Raw genomic sequence first — 17,614 nt, 5'->3', positions numbered from 1 at the left:
CCGCCGAAGTCGTGACCCCAGTAGCTCACCGCCGTGGACTCCCGGGCCACCCACTTCGCGTCGTCGACCGTGAGCCCCTCGCAGCCGAACTGGAGCGAGCCGTACACGTGCAGCGCCCGCTCGGGTCGTTGTCCGCGTGCACCCGACCGGCGTGAGCGTCGCGCCACGCCCGCTGCAAGGAGGTGCCGTCGGCGAGCGCCCGCCCGCCGGACGCCTCGAACATCATGTCGAACGCCGGGACCGCCCGCTCGCTGGCGATCACCCGGTCACGGCGGACCCGGAGTCGGAGGTCGAGGGGGATCTGCTCCCCCCGCTCGACGTGCTTGTCGTAGGCGCCGTAGGCCACGCCAATGAGCGGCGTTGAGATCGTCATGGTGAAGATCGAGTGGAACGGGAACTTGTAGAGGTTGCCCGGGTTGACCTCCTGCCCGGGGCCGATGCACGCCCTGTGTCGCCCATTGACAGCGTGAACGCCTCGGGGACGAAGACGTCCTCGACGACGATGTCGTTCGAGCCCGCCCCGATCCTGGCACGGGCTGTGCTCCTACGGCATCGTGCTGCGCTGCGTCGTCGAGGGACTGCTCGGCTCCGACGCCACGCGGGTCGGCGGCTTCACGGGGCGGTTCGCGGGGGGTGGTGTTCCCGGGCGAGACGATCCGCACCTGCGCCTGACGGCAGGACGAACGTCGTATTCTGGTCAACGCGACCATTTCGTCAGCGGACGTCGAGCGGGACGGGGCTCCTGTGCTCGCGGACTCCGTCGTGACGGCTCCATAGCACCTCCCAGCCTTCGACTGTCAGGCTCTAGGTCCCTGGTGAGGGAGAAGTGGTGCGTGTGACGCTCACGCGGTCCAGACCCCTCACCTTGGGAGACCCTGTCTTGAAACCGCTCCGCACACTCGTCGGCCTCACCGCCGCCGCCACTGCCGCGGTCGTCACCGCGGGACCTGCCACGGCGGCGCCCAGCGTCGACGTCATCGCTGACGGCCTCGTCGGCCCGCTCGGGCTGCACGTCAGCGCCGACGGCATCTACGTCGCCCAGAACTTCACCGGCACCATCGACCGGGTCCGCCGCAACGGCTCGATCGAGAACGTCGCCGGTGTCCCGGACGCCTCCGGCTTCGTCGTCGACGGCAAGCGCGTGGTCTACACGACCACCGCGTTCGACGACGAGGGAGCGCCCACGACGGCGGCTCTGAAGCTGCGGAAGGCGAACGGCGACGTCAAGCACCTCGCCTCGCTCCTCAAGTTCGAGAAGAGCCGCAACCCCGACGGCGACCAGCGCTACGGCGTCCTCGGCGTCAGCAAGAGCTGCCGGCAGAAGCTGCCCCGCATGGTGAAGCCCTACAAGGGGATCATCGAGGCGCACCCCTACGCGGTCGCCGACGCGCCCGGCGGTGGGTGGTACGTCGCCGACGCGGCCGGCAACGACATCCTCCACGTGAACCGCAAGGGGCGCGTGAAGGTCGTCGCGGTCCTCGAGCCCGTCGAGGAGCGGATCACCAAGAAGCTGGCCAAGACCTTCGAGCTGCCGAACTGCGCGGTGGGCGGCAGGGCCGCCTTCGAGGCCGTCCCGACGGACGTCGAGGTCGCGAAGAACGGCTCGCTCGTCGTCAGCCTGCTGCCCGGGGGCCCTGAGGACCCGTCGGCCGGCGCACGCGGCCAGGTCGTGCGGATCGACCCGAGGAGCGGCAAGCAGAAGGTCGTCGCCAAGGGGTTCGCGGGCGCGACCAACGTCGCGATCGGCAAGGGCGGCAAGATCTACGTCGCCGAGCTGTTCGGCGGCCGGATCTCGCAGATCGGCAAGGGCGGCAAGATCCGTGGCTTCAAGCCGCTCAACCAGCCGTCAGCGGTCGAGTACTACAAGGGGAAGCTCTACGTCACCTACGACACCTTCCCGCCCGAGGCCGGGCCGCCGGCCGGCAAGGTCGCGGTCCTCGACCCGACGCCGTAGCGGCGGTCCGGGGGCTCCCGGAGCACGACACATCAGCCCGAGGGGGCGTCGGCACCAGCCGGCGCCCCCTCGGTGCGACGCGACGCTGATCATCGTCGGCTCCTACGGGGAGTCACCGATCAGGGGCGTCCTGCTCGGGTCGACGCCGCACCGTCTGCTCCACCTGTCGAGCCGGCCGGTGCTGGTGGTGCCCCCACCCGGCTGAAGACCCAGCCGGCCACAGCGGCCAGCGGGAACATCACGACTGAGTAGACCGCAGCCGGGACCGCCAGCTCGACGCTGTCCAGCACGCTGATCGCCACGGCGATCGCGAGGGTGCCGTTGTGGACGCCGATCTCGAACCCCGCGGCGACCGCCTGTCGATGGGTGACCCCGAGCAGCCGCGGACCCAGATAGCCGACGGCGAGGCTCAACAGGCAGAACACCACCGCGACGGGGCCGAGGTCACCGAGGTAGTCCGCGACGTTGTCCCGCTCGGAGACGATCGTCCCGACGATCACCGCGGCGAGCACGACCACCGAGGCGGTGCGCACCGGTCGGTCCATCCTGTCGGCGAACTGCGGGGAACGGTGGCGGACCAGCATCCCGAGCGCGACCGGCACCAGCACGATCGCGAAGACCTGGAGCACCTTGCCCAGCTGCAGCCCGACCCCGTCGTCGAGCCCCGCGGGGTCGAAGTGCTCGAGCGCGAGCCCCACGACGAGCGGCAGGCTGAACGCGGCGACCACGGAGTTGACCGCGGTCAGCGTGATGTTGAGCGCGACGTCGCCGCGGAAGAGGTGGCTGAACAGGTTGGCGGTGGTGCCGCCCGGCGACGCGGCGAGCAGCATCATCCCGACCGCTGCGACCGGGTCGAGGTCGAACAGCTTCACCAGCCCGAAGCAGGCCGCCGGCAGGACGAGCAGCTGGAGTGCCAGGGCGACCACCGCGGCGCGCGGGTCGCGGCGCACCCGGGCGAAGTCCGCGGGGGTGAGTGCCAGCCCGAGGCCGAACATGACCACCGCGAGCGCGAGCGGGAGGGCGACGCTGGTGAGTGCCGAGTCCATGAGCGAACTGTGGCGTGGACCACATCGCGTGGCAAGGACCGGACCCGCCACGATGGCGTGGTGTTCGAGGACGACTTCGACGGCACCCACCTCGACAGGTCGGTGTGGCTCCCGCACTACCTCCCGGCCTGGAGCTCACGAGCGGCGTCCCGGGCGACGTACGCGGTGCACGGCTCGGCCCTCCACCTCACGATCCCGCCCGACCACCCGGTGTGGTGCCCCGACGACCACCACCCGCCGATGCGGGTCTCCGGGGTGCAGTCGGCGAGCTTCTCGGGTCCGGCGGGGAGCACGACGGGGCAGCAACCCTTCCTCGACGGCCAGACCGTCAAGGAGGAGCAGCCGGCGTTCTGGGGGTGGACGCCTCGGTTCGGGACGATCGAGGTGCGGATGCGGGGGTTCGTCACCCCGCGGTCGATGTTCGCCGCCTGGCTCGTGGGGCTCGAGACGACGCCGGAGCAGAGCGCGGAGATCTGCATCGCCGAGATGTTCGGCGAGGCGGTGGTGCCCGGCGAGTCCGCCGCGGTGGGAGCGGGTCTGCACTCGTTCCGCGATCCCGACGTGCCGGAGGACTTCGAGGCGGTGAGGCTGCCGATCGACGTCCAGGAGGACCACGACTACGCGGTCACCTGGACCCCCGACCAGGTCGTGTTCAGCGTCGACGGCGACGAGGTGCGACGGTGCGGTCCTCCTCCGGCGTACCCGGTGCAGCTGATGCTGGCGGTCTTCGACTTCCCGGAGAAGGCAACCGACGAGGATCGCGACGCGGTGCCGGAGTTGGTCGTCGAGCGGGTCCGCGGCCTCCCGGCCTGACCCGGCCACTCAGCGGTCGCGGCCGAGCACCAGCCCGCTGGTGGGGACGCCCGTGCCGGCGGTGACGAGCACGAGTGCCACCGCACCGTCGCTTTCCTGGCAGCGGTCCAGGAGGCGGAGCGGGTCGGCGATCATCCGTCTCGCCTGGTGGTCCCGAGGGTGATCGGCCTGCCGTGGAACCACGACTTGGGGTTCGTCGCCGCATGCCGGCGGTCGGCGACGGCCACGGCTCCGAAGTCCCGGCTGGTGCCGCCGTACTCGTGCATGCAGCGGCGCGCCTGCACCGCCACGGTCGCCGCCGGCGTGCTGAGCCCGAGGGGTAGGTGAAGGCGTTGCCCAGCCCGTTGGTGTTGACCTGCTGGGCAGCCCATCCCTGCACCTGGCCGAACCGCTGGCCGAACCGCTCGTTGAACCCGCGGTAGCAGACCACGACTTCCGCGACCCGGTCGCGACCGTGTTCTATCGAACGTGACGAGCGCGACGAACTCTCAGCGCGCTGCGGGAACGTCCACGTCCTCGCCGGGCGCGCGCTCCTCCAGGGGAGCCTTCTCGTCGCCGTGGCCCGGCCACCACGCGGCGTGGCCGATGAGCGCGGTCAGGGCAGGGGTGAAGAACATCGACATCACGAACGCGGCGACGATGATCCCGAACGACAGGGCGAACCCCATCGAGACCATCAGCGTGTTGCCGCTCAGCATCAGCGACGCGAACGTCCCGGCCAAGATGACGCCGGCGGCCGCGATCGTCGGGCCGGCGTGCTTGACCGCCTCCGCGGCCGCCGCCCGGGGCTCCCTGCCTTCACGTGCCTCCTCGCGGAGCCGGGCGATCATCAGGATGTTGTAGTCGGTCCCCAGCGCGGTCACGAAGAGGTAGATGTAGATCGGCAGCATGAAGATCAGGCCGTTCTCGCCCAGCACGTGCTGGAAGAGGATGACCGACGCCCCGAGGGTGGCGGCGAAGCCGAGCCCGACCGCGGCCATGAGGTACCACGGCGCGACGAGGCTCCGGAGCAGCAGCGCGAGGATGAGCATGATCACCAGCGCGGCCGCCGGGAAGACGATCGAGTAGTCGCGCGCCATCGCCTCCTGGAGGTCGGCGAAGACCGACGGCGTGCCGCCGACGAACGCCTCCGTGCCCTCCGGGGCGGCCGAGTGCGCGGTGTCCCGGATCGGCCCCTCGACGTCCTCGAGCGCCTGGTCGGAGACCGGGTCGCTGTCGAGGACCAGGCTGAACTGAGCCGCGGTGCCATCCTCCGACGGCTGGCCGGGGAAGGCCTGCGCCACGCCGTCGGCGCTCTCGAGCTCGGCCCGGAAGGCTTCGAGCGACGACGGGTCCAACGACCCCTCGTCGGCCACCAGGATCACCGGCACCGGCTCGCTCGCACCGGCGGCGAAGTGCTCCTGGAACGTCTCGAGCCCCTCGGTCGACTCCACGCCGTCGGGCAGGCTCGAGGTGAAGTCGAAGGACGGGCTGAAGCCGAGCGCGAACACCGCGAGGGCGGCCATCAGCAGCCCTGAGACCGAGGCGTACGCCCCCGGCCGGCGCCCGAGCCCGTCGCCCATCCGCGCGAACCGGGCACGCTCGGGCTCCTGGCGCCACTTCTTCGACGGCCAGAACAGCGCCCGGCCGAGCACCGTGACGACCGCCGGCACGAGGGTGAGGGCGGCCAGCAGCGTGACGCCCACGGCGATCGCGAGCGCGGGCCCGATCGCCTGGAAGATGCTCAGCGAGCTCAGCAGCAGCGCGAGGAACGCGACGATCACGGCGCCGCCGGCCGACGCGATCGCCTCGCCGGCACGCTCGAGAGCGTGCACCACGGAGCCGCGGGTCGTGTCGCCCTGCCGCATCCGCTCGCGGTAGCGGAACAGGAAGAACAGGATGTAGTCGGTGCCGATGCCGTAGAGCACCACGACCAGGATGGTCTCGATCGAGGAGTCCGCCTTGAGGTCGAAGGCCTCGTTGGCCCAGCCGATCAGTCCGGTGGCCACGGCCGAGACCACGGTGACGACGACCACCGGCATCAGGCAGATGATCACGCTGCGGAAGATCAGCGCGAGCAGGGTCACGATGAGCACGATGGTGGCGATGCCGACGATCGCCAGCGACCGCTCACCGGCCTCCTGGGAGTCGAGCCCCTGCGGGACGGCGCCGGTGGTCTGCACGCGCAGCCCGGTGTCCTCCACGAGCGGCTCGAGCTCGTCGCGCATCTCCTGGGCGTCTTCGAACGCCTGCGGGTCGAACCCGGTCGCGCCCTCGGCGAGACCGACGATGCCCAGCTGCACCAGCCCGTCCTCGGACAGGTTCGGCTGCCCCTGCGGGTCCACGGTCACGACCTGCTGGACGAACGTCTCCTCGCCCAGCTCCGGACCGAGCTCCTCGGCGATCCGCGCCACCTCGGCCTGGTCGTCCTCGGTCAGCTGTGCACCGTCCTCGCGGTCGAAGACGAGGATCGCCGCGGGGGTGGTCGCGCCCGGGAACTTCTCCTGCTGCAGCTCGGTGGCCTTGATCGACTCGTAGTGGTCGGGGAGGAACTCCGACTCCTCCGACGTCGTCTGCAGCGCCGGGGCCAGCGAGACGACGAGGACGGCGAGGACGACCCAGGCACCGATGACGAACCAGGGGCGACGGGAGACGAGACGGCCGAGCGCTCCGAACATGCGCGTCACGCTACCGAAGGGCTCCGACATCTCGCGCCCCGTTATCGGCGGGTGCGGCGCGTCGCTACTGTCGCGGCATGGGATACCTGCGCCGCCAGGGGGTCGTGGCCGCGCTCGCCGCGAACGCGCTCCGCCCCGCTCCGCTCTACTCCGCCGGGGTCCCGGCGATGTTCGCCGGGTGGCTGACCTCGGAGCTTGCCGCGCACCTCACCGCCGCGACGGCCGTCGACACCGGCCGCGAGCTCGTCCGCGGCCGACCGCGCAGGGCGCTGGTCGGCGCCGCCAACCTCGCGGCGCTCGGCTACCTGCTCCGCCAGGGCGGCACGTCGCAGCACGTCTTCGACAAGGCGCTGGCCGAGGCCCTCGGCGAGGACTACCGCTCCCGCCTCGAGGAGAGGTACGACGACCTGGCATGGCGGACCCCCGTGCAGCAGCTGCTGTGGCCGTTCCGCCACCACGGACCGGCCTCCTTCGAGGTGGTCAAGGACGTCCCCTACGCGCCCGAGCACGGCAAGCGCGGGCTGCTCGACGTCTACAAGCCCACGGGTGACGTCACCGGGGCGCCCGTCCTCCTCCAGGTGCACGGCGGCGCGTGGACGCTCGGCACCAAGGACCAGCAAGGGCTCCCCCTGATGCGCCACATGGCTGCGCGAGGCTGGGTCTGCGTGGCGCTGAACTACCGGCTCAGCCCGCGGGACAAGTGGCCGGCACAGATCGTCGACGTCAAGCGGTCCATCGCATGGATCCGTGAGCACATCGCCGAGCACGGCGGCGACCCCGACTTCGTGGCGGTGACAGGCGGCTCGGCCGGCGGCCACCTCGCGGCCCTCGCCGCGCTGACGCCCGGCGACCCGGAGTACCAGCCCGGGTTCGAGGACGCCGACACCAGCCTCCAGGCAGCGGTGCCGTTCTACGGCGTCTACGACCTCGCCGGCGCCACCGGGAGCAAGGCCGCGCGCAAGATGCGGGACACCTTCCTCGCCCGATGGGTGTTCGAGGCCGACCCGCGCAAGGACCTCACGCCGTACGAGAAGGCCTCTCCCCTGCTCCGCGTCCGCAAGGACGCGCCGCCGTTCTACGTGGTCCACGGCGGCAACGACACCCTCGTGGAGGTCGCGCAGGCGCGCGCGTTCGTCGAGGCGCTGCGCGAGAGCTCCGAGCAGGCGGTCGCCTACTCCGAGCTCCCCGTGACCCACCACGCCTTCGACGTCTTCCCGTCGATCCGCAGCCAGCACTCGGTGCGCCACGTCGACCGGTTCCTCCGCTGGGCGCACGACGAGTGGCGCGGCGTCGCGACCCGGAGCGCCGAGTCGTGGGAACGCAGTGACCCCGCCCAGGAGGAGGCCGCGTCGGCCTGACGCGCCGGCTGGCCGCTCACCCGCGCGGCAGCCCGAGGATCGGCTCGCCCGCGACGTTGCGCAGCACCTGCGTCGAGCCTCCGGCCATGCTGAGCGCCCGGGTCACGAGCGCCTCGTGGACGACCTGCGGCCCCTCCCCCCGGCCCAGCAACGCGTCCTCGTGGAGCAGCTCGAACGCGAGCTCCGCGGAGTCCTGGCGCTGGCGGAACCACCGCGACCTGCCAGAACTAGAACCGGTTCCAGTGCGGATCCTGCCACAGGGCGGCCCGACCGGCGACCCGGCGCTCGCCTACCCTGGCACCCCCGACCCCGACGAGAGCGCCGATGACGACCCCGCACCATCCCGCCATGCCCGACGACCTGCTGGCCGCCGCCCGCGCCGCCAAGGGGTTCATGCCCGACGCCGAGGGTGCCTTCCTCTTCGAGCGGGGTGTCGAGGCGGGCCGGAGCGGGCCGCTGCTCGAGGTCGGCTCCTACTGCGGCAAGTCTGCGGTCTACCTCGGCGCAGCCGCCCGACTGACCGGCACGACGGTGTTCACGGTGGACCACCACCGCGGCTCGGAGGAGAACCAGGCCGGCTGGGAGCACCACGACCCGACGCTGGTCGACCCCGACCTCGGGCTGATGGACACCCTCCCCGTGTTCCGGCGGACGATCGCCGACGCCGGTCTCGAGGACGAGGTCGTCGCTGTGGTCGGCCGCTCGGTCACCGTCGCCCGCCACTGGCGCACCCCGCTGGCGCTCCTCTTCATCGACGGCGGCCACGGCGAGGAGCCGGCGCACACCGACTACGAGTCGTGGGTCCCGTGGGTCGACCGGGGCGGGGTGCTGCTGATCCACGACGTGTTCCCCGACCCGCGCGACGGCGGGCGACCGCCGTACGAGATCTACCTGCGGGCGCTCGAGGACGGCTTCGACGAGGTCGGCGTGTGCGGCTCGATGCGGGCGCTGCGCCGCGTCGACGGCCAGCCCGGCACCCCGGTCAGCGCCCGGACGAGCGGCTGACCACGCTCTCGCCGCAGCCGCACTGCAGCGGCATGGGTCGCGGCTCGGCGGTCAGCGCGTCGCCGCGGAAGATCCCCGCACCCGGCGTCGTGCTCGACAGCGCGTCGGCGGCGAGGATGACCGCGGCCGAGGTGTACGTCGTCTGCTCGTTGGGCCACCACACGCCCTCGGGGAAGACGTATCCGGTCCAGTACAACCCGCTCTCGTGGCGGCTGTGCTGGATGTCGGTGAAGAGCCGGAGCGCGCGGTCGCGGTCGCCGACGTTGTCGAGCGCCAGCACGAGCTCGCAGGTCTCCGCCCCGGTCACCCACGGGTTGGTGTCGACGCACCGGCACCCCAGCCCGTCGACCACGAAGTCGTCCCACCGCCGCTCGAACATCTCCGCGGCTTCGCGACCGCGAACGGGTCCGCCGAGCACCGGGTAGTACCAGTCCATCGAGAACGTGGACTTGTCCATGAACTGGTCTCGGTGCGCCTCCAGCGCGTGGCGGAGCCCGCCGGCGACCACCTCCCAGTCGGGCTGGGGCTGCTGCACGAGCCCGGCGAGGGAGAGCCCCGCGCGGAACGAGTGGTAGATGCTCGAGCTCCCGGCCAGCAGCGCCCCGCCGTCCTCGCGCAGCGTTCCGTCGGCCTCCCGGCTCCAGCTGATGCCGCCGAACGGCGCCTGCATCGAGGCCACGAAGTCGAGCGCGCGGCGCACGACCGGCCAGAACCGCTCGACGAAGCCGGAGTCGCGCCGGACCAGCCAGTGGTGCCAGACGCCGACCGCGAGGTAGGCACACATGTTGGCCTCGGCCGCGTCGTCCTCGACGGCCTCACCGATGATCTTCATCGGCCAGGTGCCGTCGGCGCGCTGTCGCCGGCGGACCCACTCGTACGCCGCCTCCGCGGCCTCGACCTCACCGGCGACGAGGAGCGCCATCGCGGCCTCGACGTGGTTCCACACGTCGATGTGCTCGCCCACGGCCCAGGGGATCCCGCCGTCGGGCTGCTGGACCCGGACGACCGCGGCAGCGGTCTCGCGGACCTGGGCGGCGGTCAGGACGCCGGGGAGCTCGGGGACCGGGGAGGCTGCGCTCACGGCTTCTCGAGGTAGAGCACCATGCTCTTGCCGACCAGCGGGTCGAGCACCTTCTCGGCGAGCCGGGTCGGGAGCGGCCGCTTGACGATGTCCCAGACGAGCACCTGGTGGTAGGCCTTCACCAGCGGGTTCTTGTCGTTGTCGACGCCGACCGCGCACTTGAGCCACCAGTACGGCGAGTGCAGCCCGTGCACGTGGGTGCGGCCGAGGAACCGGAGGCCGGCCTTCTCGAGCTTCGCGACCAGCTCGGTGCCGGTGTAGATGCGGACGTGGCCACCCTCGACCTCGTGGTACTCGTCCGACAGCGCCCAGCAGACCTTCTCGGGCAACCACCGCGGGACGGTCACCGCGATGGTGCCGCCGGGACGGAGGACCCGGACCAGCTCGGAGATCGCGCGCTCGTCGTCGGGGATGTGCTCGAGCACCTCCGCGGCGACGACCCGGTCGAACTCCTCGTCGGGGAACGGGAGGTCGAGGGCGTCGCCCTGCTTCACGTCGGCCTCGGCGCCGGCGGGCATGCTTCCCTCCTCGCGCATCGCCGCGAACCACTCGCTCACGGTGGCGAGCTCGTCAGCGTCCATGTCGAGGGCGATCACGTCGGCCCCGCGCCGGTACATCTCGAACGCGTGACGACCGGCCCCGCACCCCATGTCGAGCACGCGCTCGCCGGGCCGGAGACCGAGGCGGTCGAAGTCAACGGTCAGCATCCCGGGTGTTCCCTCACTTCTCGTCTGCCCGGGCGGCCCGCTCCTGGACCGCCCGCTCGTAGGCCTGCGCCGTCGCGACCGCGACCGCACGCCAGCTGAACTTGTCGAGGACGCGCCGGCGACCGGCTGCCCCCATGCGTGCCCGGCGCTCCGGGTCGTCGAGGAGCCGGCCGAGCGCGTCGTACAGCTCGCCGACGTCGCCCGGGGCGACCAGGTCGGCGCACTCACCGTCGGGGCCGACCACCTCGGGGATCGCGCCGGCGCGGCTGACGACGAGCGGCGTCTCGCACGCCATCAGCTCGGCGGTGGGCAGCGAGAACCCTTCGTAGAGCGAGGGCACGCAGGCCACCTCGGCCGAGCCCATCACCTCGACGAGCTCGGCGTCGCTGATGCCGTGGACGAAGCGCACGGCGTCCTCCAGCCCGAGCCGCTCGATGAGCCGCTCGGTCGGTCCGCCCTTGCTGGGCTTGGTGACCAGGACCAGCTCGACGTCGCGCTCGGTGCGCAGCTTGGCGACCGCCTCGAGGAGGGTGGCGATCCCCTTCATCGGGGTGTCAGCGCTGGCCATCGCGACGATGCGGCCGGGCACCCGCGGCTCGGTCGGCGGCCGGAAGACCTCGTCGACGCCGAGCGGGATCACCTCGATCACCGACGGGTCCACGCCGAAGTCCTTGACGATGTCGCGCTTCGAGCTCTCCGAGACCGTGAGGATCGTGCGGAGCCGGCGCGCGACCTTGCCCTGCATGCGCAGGAAGGAGTACCACCGGCGCAGGCTGAGCTGCTTGCGCCAGTGCTTCGGGAACGGCGCGTGTGCGAGGTCGACCCTGCGGTCGAAGGTGATCGGGTGGTGGATCGTGGTGACCAGCGGCAGGCCGGCGCGCTCGATGTCGAGCATCCCGTAGGCCACGGTCTGGTTGTCGTGCACGACGTCGAAGTCGTCGAGCCGGTCACGGAGCAGCTTCGCCACCCGCTTCCCGAAGGTGCGGGGTTCCGGGAACGCCGCGGTGCACATGCCGAGGAACTCCTCGACGTCGACGAGGTCGCGGAACTCGCGCGGCTTCGGCACCCGGAACGGGTCGGGCTCGCGGTAGAGGTCGAGGCTCGGAACCTTCGTGAGCACGACCCCCTCGTCGAGCTCGGGGTAGGGCTGACCGGAGAAGACCTCCACGTCGTGGCCGATCGCCACGAGCTCCCGGCTGAGGTGGCGCAGGTAGACACCCTGCCCTCCGCAGTGCGGCTTGCTGCGGTACGACAGCAGGGCAACTCTCACGCGCGGGATCCTCCTGGGGTCGGCCTCCCGTCGGCACGGCCGACCGTCGGAGAAACTGGAACGTGTTTCTGTTCTAGGAGACGTCGATGCTAGCCTAGCCCCGCGGCCGCAATGACGGTCACGTCATCAACGTCACTGACCAACGGCCCGCACCGGGCCCCGACGAGGGGGCGGCCCTTGAGCGCGATGAACTCCCTGCAGCACGACGAGCTCGGGTCGGCTGCGCAGCGGGAGAGGCGTCGGCGCATCCTCGACGCGACCATCGCCCTGGCCTCCAAGGGCGGCTTCGACGCGGTGCAGATGCGCGCCGTCGCCGAGCAGGCCGACGTGGCGCTCGGCACGCTGTACCGCTACTTCCCCTCGAAGATCCACCTTCTTGTCTCCGCCCTCGGGCGGCAGTTCGAGGAGGCCGACGCCGCCAGCGGCGGCCGGCCGGTGCCGGGCGAGACTCCGCACGAGCGGGTGATGTACGTGCTGAGCCGGGCCACCCGCACCCTCCAGCGCGACCCGAACCTCACCGAGGCGCTCACCCGCGCGTTCATGTTCGCCGATGCCTCGGTCGCCACCGAGATCCACGTGGTCGGCATGCACGTCACCCGACTGCTGATGCGCGCGATGGCCGACCCCTCGAAGCCGTTCGAGGACCACGAGCCGACCGAGGACGACATCGCGATCGCCAAGGTCATCGGCGACGTGTGGCTGGCCAGCCTCGTGCAGTGGGTGACCGGCCGGGCCAGCGCCGCCGACGTCGGCAAGTCGATGGACGTCGCCGTCCGGCTGCTCCTGCGGTAGCACCGGCTCAGCGGTCGTCGGCCTCGAGCCGGCGGCGCTGCTCCTCGACGTCGTAGTCCGGCTCGGGCCACCGCAGCTCCATCGACCGCAGGGCGTCGCGGAGCAGCGAGGCCACCGCCAGCGTGCGGTACCACTTCCGGTTGCTGGGCACGACGTACCAGGGCGCCCACTCCGTGCTGCACCGCTCCAGCGCGACCTCGTACGCCGCCCGGTAGTCGTCCCAGAGGGCGCGGTCGTCGACGTCCTCCGGGCGGAACTTCCACCGCTTCCTTGGGTCGTCGAGCCGGGCCAGCAACCGCTCGCGCTGCTCGTCGGCCGAGATGTGCAGCAGGCACTTCACGACCACGGTGCCGTCGTCGACCAGCCGCCGCTCGAAGTCGTTGATCGCTCCGTAGCGCCGCTCGATCTCCTCCGGCGGCGCGAGCGACCGGACCCGACCGATCAGCACGTCCTCGTAGTGCGACCGGTCGAAGATCCCGATCTGGCCGGCCTGCGGCGTCTCACGCTCGATGCGCCACAGGAAGTCGTGCGCGAGCTCCTCCGGCGTCGGTGCGCCGAACGACCGGATCCGCACGCCGCCCGCGTCGAAGAGCCCGACCGCGTGCTTGACGACCCCGCCCTTGCCCGAGGTGTCCATCCCCTGCAGCACCAGCAGCAGCCGCCGGTGGCCACCGGTGTAGGCGTCGGCCGCCAGCTTGGTCTGCAGCTCGACCATCTCGTCGGCCATGGCTTCCAGCGCCGCCTTGCCGTCGCGCTTGCCGCCGGTGAACCCGGGCGTGCCCTCGGGGTCGACGGCACCGAGGTCGACCGGTCCCGGCGGGAGCGCGAGGAGCTCGCCCACCCCCGGGATCCCGGTCGTCACCGTTGCGTCGTCCACCGTCGTGTCCGTCATGCGCGGACGGTACCCACTCCGGTGCGGCTAGGGTCGCCCCGTGGACCTGCCCGTGCTCCCGCCCGTGCTGCCCATGCTCGCCAAGGCGGTGAAGGAGCTCCCCCAGCCGTCGGCCTACCCGGACGACGACCACCCGGGGCTGCTCTACGAGCCGAAGTGGGACGGGTTCCGCTGCCTGGTCTTCAAGGACGGCGACGACGTCCGGCTCGACAGCCGCAACGCCAAGCCGCTGACGCGCTACTTCCCCGAGGTCGTCGAAGCCCTCCGCTCGCCGCTGCTGCCGGCGAGGTGCGTGCTCGACGGCGAGCTGATCGTCGCGATCGGTCCCCGGCTCGACTTCGACCGGCTGCAGGAGCGGATCCACCCCGCGAAGTCCCGGGTCACGATGCTCTCGGAGACCACGCCCGCCGCCTTCGTGGCCTTCGACCTGCTGGCGATCGACGACGAGGACCTGACCCGCCGGCCCCTCGCCGTACGACGGGAGCGGCTCGAGGCGGCCCTCGCCGAGCGCCCCGACCTGGTGCACCTCACGCGGGTGACCACCGACCCCGACGTGGCGCTGCGCTGGTTCGAGCAGTTCGAGGGCGCCGGGCTCGACGGCGTGGTCGCCAAGCCGCTCAAGGGCGGCTACCAGCCGAACGTACGCGCGATGCTCAAGGTGAAGCACCAGCGCACCGCCGACGTGGTCGTCGCCGGCTACCGGCTCCACAAGACCTCCACCGAGCAGAAGCCGCTGCTCGGCTCGCTCCTCCTCGGGCTGTACGACGACGAGGGGAACCTCCGCCACGTCGGCGTCTCCGCGTCCTTCGCCGCCGCGCGACGGGCGTCCCTGCTCGAGGAGCTCCAGCCGCTGGTCTCCGACGGCACCGACCACCCGTGGGGGCAGTGGGCCGAGATCACCGCCAGCGGCGAACGGATCCCCGGCGGAGGCAGCCGGTGGAGCGCCGGCAAGGACCTGTCCTTCGTGCCGCTCCGCCCCGAACGGGTGCTCGAGGTCGCCTACGACCACATGGAGGGTGAGCGGTTCCGCCACACCGCGCAGTTCCGCCGGTGGCGCACCGACCGCGACCCCATCACGTGCACCTACGAGCAGCTCGAGGAGCCGGTCTCCTACGACCTCGCCGACGTCCTCGAGGACTGAGCGCCGGACCGTCGGAGCACTAGGCTTCAGGTATCGCTGGTATGGGTTGCACACACACCACTTCGAGGACGGAGCACTCCGATGGCTGAGTCCCCCGAGCCGACGTACGAGGTCGTCCTGCTGGTCGAACAGCCGCTGAGCCGGCTCGACGCCGAGCAGCTGCACGGGCTCCACGAGGACGTCCCCGAGCACGTCCACTTCCACGTCCTGCTCCCCGTCGAGGACGCCGCCGCCCGGGTGGAGTCGGCCATGGGTGCGCTGACCTCCGGCGACGCGCTGGTCGCCGCTCCCCTGCTGCTCGACCAGGACGAGGTCGCCAAGATGCAGCGCGAGCTGCTCGACGACGCGCGCCGCTCGCTGGCCACCTCGGTGGCCGAGCTCGACCGCGGCGACGCGACCGCGACCGGCGAGCTCGTCACCGCCGACCCCATCGAGGCGCTCGCGGCGAAGGTCAACGAGATCGGCGCCGACGAGGTCATCGTGCTGACCCGGCCGCACGTCGTCGCCGAGTTCTTCCACCTCGACTGGACCTCGCGCGCCCGCCGCAAGCTGGGCGTTCCGGTGCTCCACCTGCTCGAGCACGAGAACTTCGACGAGCAGGCGGGCGGCGGCGAAGGCGTGACCGGAGCCTGAGAGCACGCTGAGAGCGGCTGGTCAAAGTTCTGAAAGGGCGCGCGACACGCGGCGCCTCCCTTGTTTGGATCGTTCACATCGTGATTGCCTGACGGACGTCCGCGGGTGACGTGGTCCGGGGGGCTCGGGATCGTGGACCCCGGCGGCTCGGGGCCTCGCGTTGGTGCCTCCCAGATCGGCGCGAGGCCCCCTTTGCATGCCCGGATGCATCGACTCGCGCGGAACGGGTAGGGCTGTGGCTCGACGGGCCGTTCAGCGACTCGGGTAGCTCCAGGACGCGCTCGTCGGGCTCCGCGCCGACTCCCCTTGGCGGCGCGGGGCCCCAATACCGGCTACTCGTCGGCCCAGTTCGCGGGATTCTTCCGGCTCGGCTGCACGCGCGGCGGCTCGCCCGGCATCTTGGGGTAGTCCGGCGGGTAGGGCATGTCGGTCAGTCCGGAGTCGATGTCGTCGGCGTACATCTGCAGCAGGGTGTCGAGCCGCCCCGCGTGGTCGTCGATCGCGGCCATCGGGTCGCCGCGCTCGGCGATCCGCTCCGGCACGGTGTGCAGGTTCAGCGTGCGCGGGTCGAGCCCCTCGAGCTCCTCCCACGCCAGCGGCGTCGAGACCGGCGCGCCCGGGATCGGCCGCAGCGAGTAGGCGCTGGCGATCGTCCGGTCGCGGCTGTTCTGGTTGAAGTCGACGAAGACGTTCTCCCCGCGCTCCTCCTTCCACCACGCGGTCGTCACCCCCGTCGTACGGCGCTCCAGGGCGCGTCCGAACGCGATGGCGGCGTGCCGCACGTCGACGAAGTCCCACTCCGGGACGAGCCGCACGTAGATGTGCACCCCGCGGTTGCCGCTGGTCTTCGGGAAGCCGACCAGCCCGACCTCCTCGAGGAGCCCTCTCGCCTCCAGCGCGACCCGCGCGGCGTCGGCGAAGTCGGTGCCGGGCTGCGGGTCGAGGTCGATCCGCAGCTCGTCGGGGTGGTCGACGTCGGTGCGCCGCACCGGCCACGGGTGGAACGTCAGGGTGCCCATCTGCGCCGCCCAGGCGACGGTGGCGATCTCGGTCGGGCACACCTCGGTGGCCGTGCGGCCGGACGGGAAGGTGATCTCGACGCCCTCGACCCAGTCGGGCGCGCCCTTCGGCATCCGCTTGCTGTAGAAGGCGTCGGCGTCGCGGTCGTTGCCGCGGGTCGCCAGCCGCATCCCGGACCGGACGCCGCTGGGCCACCGCTCCAGCGCAGTGGGCCGGTCGCGCAGCGCGCGCATCACGCCGACCTCCACGGCCAGGTAGTACTCGACCACCTGGAGCTTCGTCGCCTCCGGCGTCGTCTCCGTCGCCTCGTAGATGACCCGGTCAGGGCTGGTCACCCGCACCGCCCGCCCGCCGGCCTGCACCTCCACGGCCTTCGTCGCCATGGCGTCACTCTCGCAGGTCCGGCCGCCGGGCGGCGCTCGTGACGGCCGCGTTGCGTGCCCGACTAGATTCGGAGCCATGGCATACCGGGTGCAGAAGACCGACGAGGAGTGGCGCGCGCAGCTGTCGCCGGAGGAGTACCAGGTGCTGCGCAAGGCCGGCACCGAGCGCGCGTTCACCGGGGAGTACACCGACACCGAGACCGAGGGCGTCTACCGCTGCCGCGCCTGCCAGGCCGAGCTGTTCCGCTCCGACACGAAGTTCCACAGCCACTGCGGCTGGCCGTCGTTCTACGCGCCGCTGGCCGAGGACCGTGTCGAGTACATCGAGGACAACTCGTTCGGCATGCGCAGGGTCGAGGTCCGCTGCGCCAACTGTGGATCGCACCTCGGCCACGTCTTCGAGGGCGAGGGCTACGGCACCCCCACGGACCAGCGTTACTGCATCAACTCGATCAGCCTGACGCTCGAGCCGAAGGGCTGACGGCCGGCCGGGGTGGCACGATCGGCCCCATGCGCTGGAGCCGGTTCGACCCCCTACCGCTGGTCGCGGCTGCCGTCGCGGCCCTCACCGGTGTCGCGTATGGCGTCATGGAGCTCGCCCAGGGCGACACCCCCGTGGTGACGTTCCTCGGCATCCTCGTGCTCGCCGCCGTGACGGCTTGCTTCGGCGCCGACCGCCGGTCGACGTGGCGCCGCCCGTCGTTGTGGCTCAGCGGCTTCGCGCTCCTCTTTGTCGGCGTGCTCATCCCGATGGTGCTGGCGCTGCCGCTGCTGTTCGCGGCCGGTTGCGCGTTCTTCGGCGCCACCCGCGCGCCGCGCTCGGGCTTCCTGCCGGGGGCGCGGGGCTGACCTGCCCCGCGCC

The 17,614-nt window shown here is 71.7% G+C and carries 18 protein-coding genes and 2 pseudogenes; 10 read left to right on the top strand and 10 right to left on the bottom strand.

Going from position 1 to position 17,614, the window contains the following annotated elements; translation table 11 throughout:
• Positions 1-187: 187 nt before the first annotated feature.
• A pseudogene (locus FIP57_RS24600) lies at positions 188-373 on the bottom strand (hypothetical protein); the annotation flags it as partial.
• Between the two features lie 507 nt (positions 374-880).
• Between FIP57_RS24600 and FIP57_RS03940 the strand changes: the two are divergent.
• Both FIP57_RS03940 and FIP57_RS24480 read left to right on the top strand, forming a co-directional pair.
• A complete protein-coding gene (locus tag FIP57_RS03940; protein ID WP_162529672.1) occupies positions 881-1,954 on the top strand; it encodes a ScyD/ScyE family protein in 1,074 nt (357 codons plus the stop codon).
• A 31-nt stretch (positions 1,955-1,985) separates the two neighbouring features.
• Positions 1,986-2,093: pseudogene (locus tag FIP57_RS24480) on the top strand (hypothetical protein); the annotation flags it as partial.
• Here FIP57_RS24480 and FIP57_RS03930 read toward each other — a convergent pair.
• A complete protein-coding gene (locus FIP57_RS03930; protein WP_148572191.1) occupies positions 2,074-3,000 on the bottom strand; it encodes a bile acid:sodium symporter family protein in 927 nt (308 codons plus the stop codon). The pseudogene FIP57_RS24480 and the gene FIP57_RS03930 sit on opposite strands and share 20 nt — an antisense overlap.
• Positions 3,001-3,060: 60 nt before the next feature.
• On the opposite strand from FIP57_RS03930, the gene FIP57_RS03925 reads away from it, so the two are divergent.
• Positions 3,061-3,813 carry a glycoside hydrolase family 16 protein gene (locus FIP57_RS03925; RefSeq protein ID WP_238993263.1) on the top strand — a complete coding sequence of 251 codons (753 nt, stop codon included), beginning with the start codon at positions 3,061-3,063 and terminating at the stop codon, positions 3,811-3,813.
• 9 nt (positions 3,814-3,822) lie between these two features.
• On the opposite strand, the gene FIP57_RS24280 is transcribed toward FIP57_RS03925, so the two are convergent.
• Together FIP57_RS24280 and FIP57_RS03915 are read right to left on the bottom strand one after the other, a co-directional pair.
• Positions 3,823-3,948: a hypothetical protein gene (locus FIP57_RS24280; protein WP_275266127.1), complete on the bottom strand. Its 126-nt coding sequence runs from the start codon at positions 3,946-3,948 to the stop codon at positions 3,823-3,825.
• A gap of 353 nt (positions 3,949-4,301) precedes the next feature.
• The gene (locus tag FIP57_RS03915; RefSeq protein ID WP_148572188.1) at positions 4,302-6,470 is read right to left on the bottom strand and encodes an MMPL family transporter; all 2,169 of its coding nucleotides are present in this window, start codon (positions 6,468-6,470) and stop codon (positions 4,302-4,304) included.
• A 77-nt stretch (positions 6,471-6,547) separates the two neighbouring features.
• Between FIP57_RS03915 and FIP57_RS03910 the strand changes: the two genes are divergently transcribed.
• The gene (locus FIP57_RS03910; RefSeq protein ID WP_148572186.1) at positions 6,548-7,828 is read left to right on the top strand and encodes an alpha/beta hydrolase; all 1,281 of its coding nucleotides are present in this window, start codon (positions 6,548-6,550) and stop codon (positions 7,826-7,828) included.
• Positions 7,829-7,844: 16 nt separating this feature from the next.
• Here FIP57_RS03910 and FIP57_RS24275 read toward each other — a convergent pair whose 3' ends face one another.
• Positions 7,845-7,979 (bottom strand): hypothetical protein, encoded by a 135-nt coding sequence (locus tag FIP57_RS24275; RefSeq protein WP_275266126.1) that lies wholly within the window; start codon positions 7,977-7,979, stop codon positions 7,845-7,847.
• Positions 7,980-8,176: 197 nt separating this feature from the next.
• On the opposite strand from FIP57_RS24275, the gene FIP57_RS03905 reads away from it, so the two are divergent.
• A complete protein-coding gene (locus FIP57_RS03905; protein WP_203231043.1) occupies positions 8,177-8,833 on the top strand; it encodes a class I SAM-dependent methyltransferase in 657 nt (218 codons plus the stop codon).
• On the opposite strand, the gene FIP57_RS03900 is transcribed toward FIP57_RS03905, so the two are convergent.
• The 3 genes from FIP57_RS03900 to FIP57_RS03890 are packed head-to-tail and all read right to left on the bottom strand — an operon-like array spanning position 8,811 to position 11,891.
• Entirely contained in the window at positions 8,811-9,914 is a 1,104-nt protein-coding gene (locus FIP57_RS03900; protein ID WP_148572182.1) for a prenyltransferase, read from the bottom strand. The genes FIP57_RS03905 and FIP57_RS03900 overlap by 23 nt on opposite strands.
• On the bottom strand, positions 9,911-10,621 hold the full coding sequence (locus tag FIP57_RS03895; RefSeq protein WP_148572179.1) for a class I SAM-dependent methyltransferase: 711 nt from the start codon (positions 10,619-10,621) through the stop codon (positions 9,911-9,913). The genes FIP57_RS03900 and FIP57_RS03895 overlap by 4 nt, the downstream gene beginning before the upstream one ends.
• 13 nt (positions 10,622-10,634) lie before the next feature.
• Positions 10,635-11,891 (bottom strand): glycosyltransferase family 4 protein, encoded by a 1,257-nt coding sequence (locus FIP57_RS03890; protein ID WP_148572177.1) that lies wholly within the window; start codon positions 11,889-11,891, stop codon positions 10,635-10,637.
• 186 nt (positions 11,892-12,077) lie between these two features.
• Between FIP57_RS03890 and kstR the strand changes: the two genes are divergently transcribed.
• On the top strand, positions 12,078-12,683 hold the full coding sequence (gene kstR / locus FIP57_RS03885) for a cholesterol catabolism transcriptional regulator KstR (protein ID WP_148572531.1): 606 nt from the start codon (positions 12,078-12,080) through the stop codon (positions 12,681-12,683).
• A gap of 7 nt (positions 12,684-12,690) precedes the next feature.
• Here the strand turns inward: kstR and FIP57_RS03880 are convergent, their stop codons facing one another.
• The gene (locus FIP57_RS03880) at positions 12,691-13,575 is read right to left on the bottom strand and encodes a PPK2 family polyphosphate kinase (protein ID WP_148572175.1); all 885 of its coding nucleotides are present in this window, start codon (positions 13,573-13,575) and stop codon (positions 12,691-12,693) included.
• A 40-nt stretch (positions 13,576-13,615) separates the two neighbouring features.
• Between FIP57_RS03880 and FIP57_RS03875 the strand changes: the two genes are divergently transcribed.
• Both FIP57_RS03875 and FIP57_RS03870 read left to right on the top strand, forming a co-directional pair.
• Entirely contained in the window at positions 13,616-14,716 is a 1,101-nt protein-coding gene (locus FIP57_RS03875; RefSeq protein ID WP_148572172.1) for an ATP-dependent DNA ligase, read from the top strand.
• Between the two features lie 81 nt (positions 14,717-14,797).
• The gene (locus FIP57_RS03870) at positions 14,798-15,349 is read left to right on the top strand and encodes a hypothetical protein (protein WP_148572170.1); all 552 of its coding nucleotides are present in this window, start codon (positions 14,798-14,800) and stop codon (positions 15,347-15,349) included.
• 332 nt (positions 15,350-15,681) lie between these two features.
• Here FIP57_RS03870 and FIP57_RS03865 read toward each other — a convergent pair whose 3' ends face one another.
• Positions 15,682-16,752 carry a DNA polymerase domain-containing protein gene (locus tag FIP57_RS03865; RefSeq protein ID WP_148572168.1) on the bottom strand — a complete coding sequence of 357 codons (1,071 nt, stop codon included), beginning with the start codon at positions 16,750-16,752 and terminating at the stop codon, positions 15,682-15,684.
• Between the two features lie 76 nt (positions 16,753-16,828).
• Here FIP57_RS03865 and msrB point away from each other — a divergent pair, with 76 nt between their 5' ends.
• Both msrB and FIP57_RS03855 read left to right on the top strand, forming a co-directional pair.
• Complete coding sequence (gene msrB / locus FIP57_RS03860; RefSeq protein WP_148572166.1) at positions 16,829-17,233, top strand: peptide-methionine (R)-S-oxide reductase MsrB; 405 nt, start codon at positions 16,829-16,831, stop codon at positions 17,231-17,233.
• Between the two features lie 29 nt (positions 17,234-17,262).
• Positions 17,263-17,601, top strand: coding sequence for a hypothetical protein (locus FIP57_RS03855; protein WP_148572164.1), 339 nt, complete (start codon positions 17,263-17,265; stop codon positions 17,599-17,601).
• Positions 17,602-17,614 lie beyond the last annotated feature (13 nt).

Source organism: Nocardioides caldifontis (assembly GCF_008087345.1).
Classification (GTDB): domain Bacteria; phylum Actinomycetota; class Actinomycetes; order Propionibacteriales; family Nocardioidaceae; genus Marmoricola_A; species Marmoricola_A caldifontis.
Note: the sequence above shows the minus strand (reverse complement) of the source record. Positions and strands in the feature narration are given on the sequence as shown.

Coding starts and splice junctions, on each gene's coding strand:
- msrB (WP_148572166.1), top strand. CDS start 16,829: ATGGCATACCGGGTGCAGAAGACCGACGAGGAGTGGCGCGCGCAGCTG.
- FIP57_RS03930 (WP_148572191.1), bottom strand. CDS start 3,000: ATGGACTCGGCACTCACCAGCGTCGCCCTCCCGCTCGCGCTCGCGGTG.
- FIP57_RS03895 (WP_148572179.1), bottom strand. CDS start 10,621: ATGCTGACCGTTGACTTCGACCGCCTCGGTCTCCGGCCCGGCGAGCGC.
- FIP57_RS03855 (WP_148572164.1), top strand. CDS start 17,263: ATGCGCTGGAGCCGGTTCGACCCCCTACCGCTGGTCGCGGCTGCCGTC.
- FIP57_RS03905 (WP_203231043.1), top strand. CDS start 8,177: ATGCCCGACGACCTGCTGGCCGCCGCCCGCGCCGCCAAGGGGTTCATG.
- FIP57_RS03870 (WP_148572170.1), top strand. CDS start 14,798: ATGGCTGAGTCCCCCGAGCCGACGTACGAGGTCGTCCTGCTGGTCGAA.
- FIP57_RS24280 (WP_275266127.1), bottom strand. CDS start 3,948: ATGATCGCCGACCCGCTCCGCCTCCTGGACCGCTGCCAGGAAAGCGAC.
- FIP57_RS03865 (WP_148572168.1), bottom strand. CDS start 16,752: ATGGCGACGAAGGCCGTGGAGGTGCAGGCCGGCGGGCGGGCGGTGCGG.
- FIP57_RS03915 (WP_148572188.1), bottom strand. CDS start 6,470: ATGTTCGGAGCGCTCGGCCGTCTCGTCTCCCGTCGCCCCTGGTTCGTC.
- FIP57_RS03880 (WP_148572175.1), bottom strand. CDS start 13,575: ATGACGGACACGACGGTGGACGACGCAACGGTGACGACCGGGATCCCG.
- kstR (WP_148572531.1), top strand. CDS start 12,078: ATGAACTCCCTGCAGCACGACGAGCTCGGGTCGGCTGCGCAGCGGGAG.
- FIP57_RS03910 (WP_148572186.1), top strand. CDS start 6,548: ATGGGATACCTGCGCCGCCAGGGGGTCGTGGCCGCGCTCGCCGCGAAC.